Genomic DNA, 13,172 nt, shown 5'->3' with positions numbered 1-13,172 from the left:
GGCGGTGGAAAGGGCATAATCGGACAGGCTCCTGGGAGTCTGTCCAAGAATAGACATTTAATAGCCGAGTTCTCTGAGAAACCGTTCATCCTGCGACCAGTTCTTTTTCACCTTCACCCACAACTTGAGAAGGACCTTCTCGCCGATGAGGGCTTCAATATCCTTTCTGGCTGCGATGCCGATGCTTTTCAGTTTGTTGCCGCCCTTGCCAATGACGATTCCCTTCTGCGATTGTTTTTCGAGGACAATCGCCGCGTGAATCGTCACCAGTTTTTTGAGGTCATCTTCCTTGAAAGATTCGATCAGCACGGCTGTGGAATAGGGGATTTCCTGGCCGGTAAGCAGAAAGACTTTTTCCCTGATGATCTCTGCACATAAAAATCTCTCCGAGGCGTCTGTCGGAATATCCTCGGGGAAATATCGTGGTCCCATCGGCAGCAGGGTAAGAATTTCGGCAAACAGGCTGTCCAGGCCGTCACCGCCCAGGGCGGATACCGGAATCACCGCATGAAAAGGATAGAGTTTTGCATAGGAATCGATAAACGGCAGAACCTTCTTCCTGTCGATCAGGTCAATTTTATTCAGCACCATGATCGCCGGGCATTTGATCCTCTGCAGATACTCGGCATGCTCCGCCGCTTTTTCCCTCTGCACCTTTTCCGGCAGCGGCAGAGAAACATCGACCAGGAACAGCACGAGATCAACCTCCGTCAGACTTTCCATGGCCACTTTGACCATCTCCACGTTCATTGGCTCACGGGATTTATGCAGTCCCGGTGTATCCAGAAAAACGACCTGGTAGTCTGCATCATTGACTATCCCGACAATGCGATTCCGGGTCGTCTGGGGCTTGGCAGTAACAATTGAAATCTTCTGGCCGAGAAGATGGTTCATCAATGTTGATTTTCCGGCATTCGGCGGCCCTACTATTGCCACCATGCCGGATTTGACCGGCTTCTCAAAAAGATCCATAGCGTTTTAAAAATAATAATAATTTCATAAGGACAATAATAAGTGTAGGCAAAATAACATTCCACACTATACTGTGTGACGTTTGTCCATTTGCAATAGACAAACCAACGAATTTGAAATTATAATACGCCGTGAATATATTGCTTACACTATTTTGCTGTGGCACCGGAAAGTCCGGTAATAGAAAAGCAAAACAGATATTGAACACCTTGTGATTAAATGATTGTTACGGGAAAACTGATAGAATACCTCGATAACGGCAAGTTCATCTGTGCTTTGGTTATAGAAAGCCAGCCGAAACGGCTGCGCCTTATCAACCAGAATGGCCGTGAGCTTAACCTGCCGGAATCACGTGTTATCCACTGTTCGACTGAAAGTCATCCGACAGAACTGAGCAGGGAAGCCATCACCAGACATCTGAAAGACACGACCGAAAAACGCAGCGCCCTCATGGCCCTTATTGATCTTGCAGAAATTTGGGAGCTGACCGCCGAAGATGGTGCGACGTCTTTTAGTCCGACCTTTCTCGCCGAACTCATCTTCGGCTCGGAAGCCACCGACGATACGGTTGCTGCATTCCTGCGATGTGTTTTTGAGGACAAACTGTTTTTTAAATACAAGGAAGGCAGGATCCAGGTCAATAGTCCGGAAAAGGTCGAGCAGCTGCAGCGTCAGCTGGCAAAGGAAGCAAAACGAGCCGAACTGGTCCGCGAAGGCGCCAGGGCCGTCGGCCGGATTATCGAAGCACCTTCCTCCCCCGTCCATCTCGATGCCATCCAGATGGAGCTTTTGTCGATTATCCGTGACTTCTATCTTTTCGGCAACGAGGCCACTGATGCGGATATCGCCAGAAACATCCTCCAATCCGCCGGCCTGCATAAACTTCATGACCCCTTTCACCTGCTCGTCAAGGCCGGACTCTGGGGGGCCAACGAGAATATCCCCCTGCTGCGTAATGAACTGGCGGTCAATTTTTCTCTTGCCGCCAGACAACAGGCTGAATTCATTCTCCAGCGCGGACAAAGTGAACTGTTCAATGACCCGGGGCGACTGGATCTGACCCATCTTTCGCCGATTACCATCGATGGCCCGACCACCCTTGATTTTGACGACGCCCTGACTATCGAGGAACAGGATGGCAACTACCTGGTCGGCATCCATATTTCCGACGTCGCGCATTATGTTCGTCCTGGAGATCAGCTGTTTGCCGAAGCCATGCGGCGCGGTACGTCCATATATTTTCCGGAAGGTCAGGTGCCGATGCTTCCCCGGCATCTTTCCCAGGGGATCTGCAGCCTTATCCAGGATGAGACCAGAGCCGCCTTCAGCTTTATGATCCTCCTCTCAGCCGAGGCCGAAGTTTTGCGGGTGCGGATCAACCCATCGATCATTCGGGTAAAAAGACGACTCACCTACGATGAGGTCGACAAGATGCTGACGACTGATCGGGAAATTCGCCTGCTGGATATGCTTCGCCAAAAGCTGCGGACCAGGCGCCTGGCCGGCGGCGCCCTTCTTCTTCCCTTTCCCGATGTCAATATTTTCATCGATCATCACGGCAAAGTCCACGTCAGTCTTGCCAAAAGCGACACCCCGGCGAGGACTATTGTTTCGGAAATGATGATTCTCGCCAACAGCGAGGCGGCAAAATATGTCGCCGACCGCATGGTTCCCGGTATTTATAGGTCTCAGCCGATGCTGCAGAAGAGGATCGTCCACGGTGAAGATGACGATCTCTTCCAGAATACCCTGCAACGAAAAAACATGTCGAGGGGCGAGCTGTCGACTACCGCAAAACCCCACAGTGGTTTGGGCGTATCGCATTACTCAACGGTCACCTCCCCTATCAGGCGCTTACTGGATCTTGTTATGCAGCATCAGTTGAATAGTGTCGTCCGAAGAAAGGAACCGTGCTTCACTGAGGAAATGTGTAAGGATTTCACCTCTGTACTGACCCGCACATTGACGACCGCCAACAACGTCCGCCACCAGAGACAACGATACTGGCTGCTCAAATTCCTCGCCGATCGTCAGGGTCAATATCTCGACGCCCTGGTTATTCAGTCCGGGCCGAAGCGGGTCAACCTGCTGCTCACCGACATTCTTATGGATGTAGATCTTCCCACGCCGGGCAACAAAACTCTTGCGCCGAATACCCTCGTCAAGATCCGCGTGGTCAAATCCGAGCCTCTCGATAACTTTGTGCGGTTCGACTGGTAGCTCTCTATGCAAACGTTTGCGGCTCGGAGGTGAAACGGATTGCTATTTATTCCGGTCGGCTTTTTGACTGTCCGACTTTATTTTTATTTGATTTCCCGTGCTAAAGCCTCTGGTTTCCTTCTTACACTCAATTACCATCTGTGTTCCATCTACCTTTACGACGGTACATTTCCCGCTTGCCGCCAGCACACTTCCCACGGCAAATCCGCTTACCATAAATAGACAGAACAGCACCACTAGTGTCTTCATCTCGCCCCCCGCATTTTTTTTGAGCTTTTCACTGATTTCTGGCTGTAAAATACATCGTTTCACAGACAAGAAAAGCCGACATAGGGGCACGTCGAGCGATGTCTATCAGCACATAGCGCATAAGCAGGAGCAACTGCAGGAATTTGTTCTTTAATGGGGCGGAGGAAATTGGTATAACCAGATGAAACAAATCCGCAACTTACCACAATCATAAAAAGACAGATGACTGACAATTCACTTATCGGCCCAATGAGCATGGTGAAAATTGATGGGGCAAAAATCAAAATGCTGCGTGAACAGCAGGGCCTCACCCAATTGTACCTGGCGACAGCAGTCGAGGTAACCACCGACACGATCTCGAGATGGGAAAATCGCCGCTATCCGAGTATCAAGAGAGACAACGGTTTGAGACTTGCCGAGGCTCTGAATGTTCAGCTTGAAGACCTTCTGGAAAAAATCACCGAAGACGTCGAGGAAGAGGGATCTGCAAATGAAACGACCTCCCTGGAGCACGTACAGTCAGTCGAGCCTTCTGCAGCAACACCATCAGGGTTGCAGAAGAAGCACATACTGTTCCTTCTTGCAGCGACAATCCTCTGCCTTGCCCTGATTTTCACCTGGTATTTTCTGCGCGCCCCCTGTTTAGCCCCGTTTGCCGCTGAACGTATCGTGCCGAGCCACTGTATCAGCGGACAACCCTTTCCGGTGATCATCAAAGTTACCGGGGCACCGGATACGGCGAACGCCCTGATCATTAAAGAAACCATTCCCGAAAGCGCAGCCGTTCAGGCTATCTCGCCGACCTTACCTGCCGGTGGCCTGAAAAACAACCAAATAAGATGGCTTAAAAAAATTGACCAGACGGCACTCTATGCGTATGTCATCACTGTCGCCGGCAAAGAGGAGGAGATCGTCCATTTCAGCGGCACGGCGGCCATCAGCAGCAAAACCGAATCAACCATTCAGGGCCAAAATACAATTATCCTCGGTCGGCATCACTGGGCCGATAGCGACAAGGACAATATCATCAGCGATGATGAGATTCTCGCGGTTTACGATCAATACAGTGAGATAACCGGCCTGGACATCGACATCGATCTCATCGAAGAAATATGGATGGGATCGGCTTACCAGTGGGACAGTGCCACAGCCACCTTTAAAATCATCGAGTAGGACACCTCCGCTTGGCATTACCCTGTCCCCCCCTCCTGTTCTTCTCACTGCAATTTCCGTAAATTCCCCAGCAGGCTCCTGGATGTCGGGTAGCTTTCCCGCCCGACATCTCCACCGACATCTGCATATGTCCTCTTGGGAAAGCGATAGATTGAGCGTACAAATAAGGTAACAGCAGGCAGATGTACTCACTCAATCAATGGAGGACAGTTATGAAACCAGTAAACATGACAGTAGCGATGATAGCTCTTTTTGCACTCTCACTGACCAATGTTCAGGCCGGTGACAAACAGGTCGGCGGCCTTATCCTCGGGGGCGGCACCGGCGCAATTGTCGGCCAGGCTGTCGGCCGTAATGCTGAATCGACAATCGTTGGTGCCACTGTCGGAGGAGTTGTCGGATTGCTGGTCGGCACTCAGTTAGAGAGACAGCACGGGGCAATGCCGCAACATTCGCAGGTGCTTGTCCACAGCCAGGTTTATGACAACCACAGGTATAACAACTACCGGTATGATAACTACAGGTATGACAATCATCGGTATGACAGGCGAGTTCGACCGGTATTCAGGGATCCGCCGAGAAAACATTATCGGTACGACAGAGACAACTGTCGGAAAGTTGTTACCATCCAGAAAGGACATTATGGGTCAAAGCGGGTTGTCTCGACCGTCTGTGGCAAATCGCCGCGGTATCAACAGCCTGAGCGCCACCCCTTTAACAATAAATACCGATCCAATGATCGATTCAATGATCGATTCCATCGCTAACTGACTGTCCTGTAAAATACCTGGACCTGCTGCCCCGGAAGTCGCCGCTAGATCTTCCGGGGCAGCACCAATCCTCGCGACAACATCCAGCCACCGGCCCTGCCGTATCTGTGTTCATCTTGCCGCCACCTGCCGCGAGTACCCTAAAAATGAGTAAAAAAGCTCCAGTTATGGTAGAATAGCGCAGAAATGGATGACACAAGCTATTGAATGTCCTTTCTTTATGAAGACAGGGGGACCATGGTGCAGGGGAATTATTTCGTTAACCGATGCATAAGTGAAACTTTGAGCGGCTTACGAGATGGTTTGACTTTATTTTCCGGGACCAGTCGCTCAGCGGTCATTTTTGCGTTAAAACAAACAGATGAGCTGTCTATCTGTGATCCACAGAATCTGCTGCGCGATTACGAGCCGAAGCTGAAAACTCTTTATCTCGACAACGATGACTGGTGCACGCCAATCGACAGGCAGAGTCCTTATCTTGAATATAATCACATTGAACCCCAGGCCGACCTTCTCCTGGATGGACTTATTTCCAACGGCGGCAGTTCCACTTCGGTCTACTATCAAATGTGGTTTACCGAGCACCATCCAAACATGTGCTCTCTTTGTCCGACGCGATGCTGGCTGGAGCATGCCGTGCTGCGATTATCCCACGATATGGCCAACGACAGCAATCTCTACACAGGCATTTCCGGCAGCTTTCTCCGCGAATACTCGCTGCACGCCGTCCATGATTGCATCGTCGATATGGCCGGGCTCGTTCTGGGACTTGACGTTCAGGTACATATTTACCCGATACTCAATGCCCTGCTGGGCATTTCAAAAACCAATGAAGAGGGCGTACGGCCGCACGGCTCCTTAACCTTTATCGAACCGAGATTTCTTAAAGATATCAATTTTCTGGCACGATTTCAGAGTTCGGAACAACCGCCGCTGAACAATTTCAAACATGTCCGCAAACTCCTCTTGGCGGTGGAACATTCCCGGCGAACGCTTATCTCTGATGGGACAAATATTCTGGGGATTGCCGAAAAAGATATAAAACCATTTCATATTACTGCGGATTTCCAGGGCAAACTCGGTTTTCTCTTTGTCAAGGATGAGATTGTCTGCAGTTTTCAGGATGGCAGATACAGCTCCGATACCCACCGGGCGAAGCTGTTTGAGGTTGAAGAGACGCTGCTGGATTACGACATCGATCCTTCGGTCAGAACAGGGATATTTAAAATTATTGCCGCACTTGTCCACAATGCGGAAGATAAGATGTTCGGCTGCACCTTTGTCATTGATCTGGCCCCTGAACCAACGCCAACCGCCGGGCAGATGCTGACCCCGCCGGTGAACCTGCAGGAGCCAAACATCCTGCGGCTTGCGGCCGGCCTGTCAAAAGTAGATGGGGCACTGCATATCCGCTCCGACCTGCATCTGCATGGTTTTGCCTGTCTGCTCGACGGTCACCGGGTAGAAAATGAAAATAGGGCACGCGGGGCACGGTATAATTCCGCGCTGCGTTTTACGGCGCAACATCACCAGACTATAGTCGTTGTCGTCTCTTCCGACCGACCAGTCTCCATATTCCAGCAAGGCCGGGAGATCGTCAATAAATACTGCACCCCTCTCTCTTCCCGATGCGCAATCTTCCCGCTGCCGTTGCGCAAATGGCTGGAGGAGATGGTATAAAACAACCAGTCAGAGGATGAACCAGTCAGAGGATGAGTTTTTACGACGCCATCAAAGTTGATATACTCGTAGAAAGTCGAATTACAATTCGTGGACCCAATCCGGTATATGCTTGAGGATATAATTCTGCACGGCGGCTTTTCTGTCACCCGCCTCAACTTCACCAACAGCAGCCGTCACCTCGGCAAAGTCAAACCAGCACAATTCTCTATCGTCCTTGCTGTAGACGGTCAGAATTCTTTTGTTGGCCTGCTCAATATCTTCTTCCTCCTGAATCGCCCCAACCAGTTTCGCGGCCTCTTCATAACTAAGAAATGTTACCTTTTCTTCACTCATAGCGTACCCCGGAAGCTCAAATAGAAAAAGGCGAGCAGGATGACATCCTCTCGCCTCACATCACTCATAATGATAGAATTTCAGGCAGCTTTTACAACTGCTCCGGACCGAATGCAACGAGTACATACCTTCGTTTTCTTCGTGTTGCCACCGGTGGTGGCCATGCGCACCATTTTCAAGTTTGGCAGCCAGCGCCTTCTTGTCTTGTTGTGGGCGTGGGAGACATTGTTGCCAACCATTGGTCCTTTTCCACATACTTCACATACTTTGGCCATTTTTTTCTCCTTATATCCCATTCGCCTGCCTTCCGGCCGGTCAAATGGAGAAATGCATGAATTGTGTGCTGGTAAACGATGGTTAAGAATCTGACTTTTTACCCGCTTTTAAAATTTTAGGCAAGGTATTTCCCACCACTTCCTTGTCCCATCGACCATTTTTCTTGAACCGGGCACGGACGAACCTTACATATTGCCTGGATTTTTGATGAGCGACCGAAGTGTACTACTTGCACTAAAAATTATAGAGACTATTGTGGTACCTTTCAAAATACGAATTATCTGGTTAAATTGAACAATGAGGTTTATTGTTGTTGCTGTTTTGACCATCTGCCAAGTACTTATCTCCTAATCGCTCTCTCATTGCAATTTTGCATAAGCTATTGTAAAAATCCTTAATCAACAATAATTCTCATTACAAAATTAATTCAATGACACTACTTACTCAAATCTGGAATTTTTTCGCTTCCGTGAAACTGGCGATCTTCACTCTGTGCGCCATTGCTCTCACCTCAATCATCGGCACCATCATCCCCCAAGGTGAGTCCGCCGCCTTTTATGTCAAAAATTATGGAGCGAAAACCGCGCAGTTTTTCCAGGTCCTCGACATCCCGGAAATGTACTACTCCTGGTGGTTTCTCGGCCTGCTCGGGATACTCAGCACCAACCTCATTATCTGCAGCCTGGAACGCTTCCCCTCGGTATGGAAAATAATAACTGCCGATAACCTGACCGTCTCTCCCGAGCGGATTGAAAAGATGCCCAACTGCCAGAAGTGGGAGTTTGCTACCGATAAACTCGACCACATTCACCTTGCCGGTCTACTCAAGGAAAATGGCTGGACGGCAAGCTCCAAAAAATTCGGCAGCAATGAACTCTTTTTCAGCCAGAAAGGGAAATGGAGCCGTGCCGGTGTCTATATTGTTCATTTTTCTATCCTGCTCATTTTTGTCGGCGCCATTATCGGGCACTTTTTAGGTTTCAAGGGAAGTGTCATGATTCCGGAAATGGGCTCCACACAAAAGGTTTTTGCCTACAAAAATGGTGGCACCCTGGATCTTGGCTTTGAGGTGCGCAATAACTCCTTTGTCATCGAATTTTACGATAACGGCATGCCGAAGGTGTATAGAAGCAGCCTTACTGTGCTCGAGGACGGACAGGAGGTGTTAAACCGAGACATCGAGGTGAATGATCCTCTCACCTACAAAGGCATAACCTTCTATCAATCAAGCTATCAAGGGTATCAGGATTTCATCGTCAACATTACTGAAAATACCTCCGGCGATGCGCAACATTTCACCATCCCCTTTCAAAAGCAGATGGCCTGGGAAGATAAAGACCTGAAGTTCGGCATCATCAACGCTGAAGCCGTCGGTCAAAGGGTGGTTCGCGCAAAAGTGTGGTTTAAATCCGGTGAAAATCCCCCCTCTGTCGAATGGCTGAAAGACAACGAGCAGGCAACGTTCACCAGCGGAACAAAGGAATATACTCTGTCCGCCAAACAGATGTATGCCACCGGTTTGCAGGTAGCGAAGGACCCGGGCGTCTGGGTCGTCTACATCGGCTGCGGCATTATGCTACTTGGTCTGTATATGGCCTTTTTCATGTCCCACCAGAGAATATGGCTGTACAAGAACAATGGCTCATCTGTTCCGCAACTCTGGCTGTCCGGCTCGGCCAACAAAAACAAAATGGCCTTTGCGAAAAATTTTGCACAACTGAAAAATCATATTGAGCAGGCGGTACAACGATAAGATGGCGATGTATGGAATTCACTCTCTTTTACAACTCTCAGCTCAGGGAATCAAACGGAGTATAAAGCATGGATAGTTCTCAACTACTTGGTATTACTACCTTCACCTATATGTTCTCAACAGTATTGTACGTTGCAATACTGGTCTTTAAAGCCCCAAAACTTGGTGGCGTGGCCACTGCATTTACGGCCTTGGCCTGGCTTGTGCAAACGGCAGGTCTCGGATTGCGCTGGATCGAGTCCTACCAGATGGGCATCGGCCACGCCCCGCTGACCAATATGTATGAATCGGTGGTCTTTTTTTCCTGGACCATTATCCTTCTCTATCTCCTGATAGAGTGGAAATTTAAAACGAAGATCATTGGCGCCTTTGCCGTTCCTTTTGCTTTTCTGGCCATGGCCTACGCGTCTTTTTCCACGGAAATCAGCAAATCCATCAGCCCTCTGGTCCCGGCCCTGCAATCCAACTGGCTCATTGCCCATGTTGTTACCTGCTTTGTCGGCTATGCGGCCTTCGCCGTGGCAGCCGCCCTGGGGATCATGTATTTACTGAAAAACCTGTCATCTGAACCAGGTGAGACCTCGACATCGTTCTCCAGTCGCTTCCCTCCTTTAGCGATCATTGACGATATCACTCATAGAGTCATGGTGTTCGGCTTTATCTGGCTGACAGCCGGCATTGTTACCGGGGCTATCTGGGCCAACTCCGCCTGGGGCACCTACTGGAGCTGGGATCCAAAGGAAACCTGGTCACTAATCACCTGGTTCTTTTATGCAATCATCCTGCATGCCCGCTATACCCGAGGCTGGTCCGGAAAAACAATCGCCTATTTGGCCATATTTGGCTTTGTCTCCGTCCTCTTCACCTATTACGGCGTGAACTTCCTCCTTTCCGGGCTGCACAGCTATGGTTCCAGTTAATCACTTTCTGCGCCACAGTGTGGTATTCCTCTGTCTTTCCCGTGCGTTATCGGGTTTGACAAATTTAAGCAAAAGCTGTATATAGAGTGGAACAAAGATGAAGCAGGAAAGTACGACAACTTATTAAATTTTTATAAAAGGAGACTTATGATGCTGAAAAAATTGCTTGTCTGTAGTGTCGTGTCAATGTTCGTCTTATGCGGTTCGCTTATTTCTTCTTTTGCCGCCGACGCGGGACCTGCCGATATTACTATCGTCGACAGCAAAAGCGCCAAGCCGAAACCCGCTCAATTTCCACACAAGATGCACCAGGATGCCTTCGAATGTGCTGAATGTCATCATGGCATGGCTGACGGCAAGGCGGTACCGTACACCGAAGGTATGGAAATCCAGAAATGTGAGACATGTCACAACCCTGAAGTTCTCGGCGGTAAAATGAAAGACAAACTCAAGCTCGACGAGCTGAAAGGTGCCGGACACGGCAACTGCCTGGAATGTCATAAAGCAATGGCGGCAAAAGATCCCGCGCTGAAAGAAAAGAAAATCGACAAGTGTGCGGCCTGTCATCCGAAAAAGTAACAATCTCGAGCCGTTTCATGAATAAAAAAAGGCGGGGTGTTCATGTTACATGAACACCCCGCCTTTTTTGTGCCTGCCACTCTTTGCTTTGCTACTTGCTAGTTTTCCTGTAGTTTCGAGATATCACCAATCTGCAAAATAAGATCGCCCAGAGCCGTGAGAAGATTGAGTCGGTTCTGCCTGATAGCCGGATTCTCGGCCATGACCATGACTTCGTCGAAAAAGGTGTCGACGGGCTCCTTCATCTGCAGCATTGCCTCGAGTGCCTTGGTATAATCACTCACCGCAATATGTTGCGCCATTTCTCTGCTCACGTCCAGAAAGAGTGCGTAGAGATTTTCCTCCGCCTTCTGCTCAAACAGATCCGGAGCGACGCTGGTCTGTTGATTATCCTTGATGATGTTTCTGATGCGCTTGTAGGAAGCGGCCAGAATCTTGAAGGCCGGCTCCAGACTGATCTTGACGATGGCCTCGATTCTCTGCAAACACTCATTGACATTATCAAAATGCACGGAAACAGCGGCGTCAACCGCCTCGGCGGCAAATCCTCGGCTGATACAGTCGTTGGAAAACCGCCCTTTAATAAACTGCAGGACGGCCTCGACTGTCTCATTTCCGCCGGCAACTTTACCGCCATACAGGGCAAGCGCCTTGTGGACAATCTCGCGAAGAGAGAGTGTATAGTTCTTTTGTTCAATGATATGCAGGATGGCCAGCGAGATGCGCCGAAGTCCAAAAGGGTCTGCCGTCCCGGTCGGCACCTGGCCAATGCCGAAACAGCCGGCCAGCGTATCAAACCGGTCAGCCAGGGCCACCAGGGCGCCCATATCGGTGGAGGGAATAGCACTCTCGGCCCTTTTCGGCATGTAATGCTCCTTGATGGCGGTGGCAACACTTGGTTTTTCACCATCGTGCAGCGCATAGGCGCCGCCCATTATGCCCTGCAGGGAAGGAAACTCGCCGACCATATCCGACAAAAGATCGGTCTTGCACAGCAGGGCCGCCCGACATCCATCGTCGATAAGCGACGGATCGACCTTTTCCGCAAGGATGCGTACCAGCTTGACGATTCGCTCATTTTTCTCGAGCATGGTGCCCAGTTTGGCCTGGAAAATAATGCCCTGCAGCTTGTCGATACGGCTTTCCAGGCGGGTTTGCCGGTCACTGTCAAAAAAGAACAGGGCGTCTTCCAGTCGGGCCCGCAAAACCCGCTGATGTCCCTTGCGGGTTATAGCCGTATCGTTGACCCGGGTGTTGTTCACGGCGACGAAACCGGGGAGCAGCTCTTCTTTTTCGTTGACCACCGGAAAATACTTTTGATTCACCCGCATTGAGGTAATGAGTACCTCGGCGGGGAGCTGGAGGAATTTTGCATCGAAGATGCCGCAGACACCAAAAGGTGTCTCGACCAGGTTGTTCACCGTATCGACCAGCTCTTCATCAATTGCCACCCTGCCGCCGACCAGCTCGGGGGATTCGCCGACTGCCTGTTTAATGGCGGCAACGACTTCCGCCCGTCTCCTGGCAGGATCGACAAGAACAAATTTTTCCGCTAGCTGCGCTTCATAGGTAGCGGCGCTTTCTATGGCAAATTGTTCTTTCGCCAGGAATCTGTGGCCGCGGGTCAGGTTTGCCGACACGATACCTTCATGCTCGATGGGCAGGATTTCCGTACCGAAAAGGGCGACCAGCCACTGGATAGGCCGGGCAAAGGTGTGCTGGTTACTGCCCCAGCGCATCGATTTCGGAAAAGAGAGCTCAACAATGAGCGAGTGTAACACTTCGGGAAGCAGGCGCTGCGTGTCCTCGCCCTGCACTTCCCGCACCAGCATAAGGTACTCCCCTTTCGGGGTGTCGACGACCGTTAATGCATCGACCTCGACACCTTTCGACCTGGCAAAGCCGACGGCCGCCCTGGTCATTTTACCATCCGCATCAAAGGCGGCCTTTTTCGAAGGACCGAGCAGCTCCTCGCGAATATCCTGCTGCTTTTCGGCGACATCACGAACTATCAGGGCTAGCCTTCTCGGCGTACCCAGAACGCTGACCGCACCGTGATCGATTTTAAGCTCTGCGGCCTTTCGGACAAACCGCGTCTCGAGCTGGGCAAGTGCCGGTTCAAGAAAGCCCGCCGGAATTTCTTCAGTTCCTATTTCAAAGAGTAGATCACGCATGAGGATATTATAGAGTAAAAAATTAATAAGTAGGATACCTGACGGTTTGACTGACCCGACAAAGCGGGAT

The 13,172-nt window shown here is 50.3% G+C and carries 11 protein-coding genes; 7 read left to right on the top strand and 4 right to left on the bottom strand.

The features are described from left to right. Positions 1-57 precede the first annotated feature (57 nt). Positions 58-972: a GTPase Era gene (gene era, locus ACYQ8U_RS10890; RefSeq protein ID WP_459945571.1), complete on the bottom strand. Its 915-nt coding sequence runs from the start codon at positions 970-972 to the stop codon at positions 58-60. Positions 973-1,191: 219 nt separating this feature from the next. On the opposite strand from era, the gene ACYQ8U_RS10885 reads away from it, so the two are divergent. The 4 genes from ACYQ8U_RS10885 to ACYQ8U_RS10870 all read left to right on the top strand — a co-directional run bounded on the left by ACYQ8U_RS10885 (position 1,192) and on the right by ACYQ8U_RS10870 (position 7,064). Beyond that, positions 1,192-3,192, top strand: a complete 2,001-nt coding sequence (locus ACYQ8U_RS10885; RefSeq protein WP_459945570.1) for a ribonuclease catalytic domain-containing protein — start codon at positions 1,192-1,194, stop codon at positions 3,190-3,192. 471 nt (positions 3,193-3,663) lie between these two features. Further along, on the top strand, positions 3,664-4,614 hold the full coding sequence (locus ACYQ8U_RS10880; RefSeq protein WP_459945569.1) for a helix-turn-helix transcriptional regulator: 951 nt from the start codon (positions 3,664-3,666) through the stop codon (positions 4,612-4,614). Between the two features lie 212 nt (positions 4,615-4,826). Next, complete coding sequence (locus ACYQ8U_RS10875) at positions 4,827-5,381, top strand: YMGG-like glycine zipper-containing protein (protein WP_459945568.1); 555 nt, start codon at positions 4,827-4,829, stop codon at positions 5,379-5,381. Between the two features lie 210 nt (positions 5,382-5,591). After that, the gene (locus ACYQ8U_RS10870) at positions 5,592-7,064 is read left to right on the top strand and encodes a DNA integrity scanning protein DisA nucleotide-binding domain protein (protein WP_459945567.1); all 1,473 of its coding nucleotides are present in this window, start codon (positions 5,592-5,594) and stop codon (positions 7,062-7,064) included. Positions 7,065-7,145: 81 nt separating this feature from the next. Here the strand turns inward: ACYQ8U_RS10870 and ACYQ8U_RS10865 are convergent, their stop codons facing one another. Both ACYQ8U_RS10865 and rpmB read right to left on the bottom strand, forming a co-directional pair. Beyond that, a complete protein-coding gene (locus ACYQ8U_RS10865) occupies positions 7,146-7,400 on the bottom strand; it encodes a hypothetical protein (RefSeq protein ID WP_459945566.1) in 255 nt (84 codons plus the stop codon). A gap of 80 nt (positions 7,401-7,480) precedes the next feature. Next, entirely contained in the window at positions 7,481-7,675 is a 195-nt protein-coding gene (rpmB, locus tag ACYQ8U_RS10860) for a 50S ribosomal protein L28 (protein WP_459945565.1), read from the bottom strand. Between the two features lie 431 nt (positions 7,676-8,106). On the opposite strand from rpmB, the gene resB reads away from it, so the two are divergent. The 3 genes from resB to ACYQ8U_RS10845 all read left to right on the top strand — a co-directional run bounded on the left by resB (position 8,107) and on the right by ACYQ8U_RS10845 (position 10,928). Then, complete coding sequence (gene resB / locus ACYQ8U_RS10855) at positions 8,107-9,429, top strand: cytochrome c biogenesis protein ResB (RefSeq protein WP_459945564.1); 1,323 nt, start codon at positions 8,107-8,109, stop codon at positions 9,427-9,429. A 68-nt stretch (positions 9,430-9,497) separates the two neighbouring features. After that, positions 9,498-10,349, top strand: coding sequence for a c-type cytochrome biogenesis protein CcsB (gene ccsB, locus ACYQ8U_RS10850; RefSeq protein WP_459945563.1), 852 nt, complete (start codon positions 9,498-9,500; stop codon positions 10,347-10,349). 147 nt (positions 10,350-10,496) lie between these two features. After that, positions 10,497-10,928, top strand: coding sequence for a cytochrome c3 family protein (locus ACYQ8U_RS10845; protein ID WP_459945562.1), 432 nt, complete (start codon positions 10,497-10,499; stop codon positions 10,926-10,928). A 98-nt stretch (positions 10,929-11,026) separates the two neighbouring features. On the opposite strand, the gene glyS is transcribed toward ACYQ8U_RS10845, so the two are convergent. Further along, on the bottom strand, positions 11,027-13,102 hold the full coding sequence (gene glyS, locus ACYQ8U_RS10840; protein ID WP_459945561.1) for a glycine--tRNA ligase subunit beta: 2,076 nt from the start codon (positions 13,100-13,102) through the stop codon (positions 11,027-11,029). Positions 13,103-13,172 lie beyond the last annotated feature (70 nt).

Source organism: Desulfocastanea catecholica, from assembly GCF_054657295.1.
The sequence above is the reverse complement of the archived record's forward strand: the minus strand, read 5'-3'. Positions and strand labels throughout refer to the sequence as shown.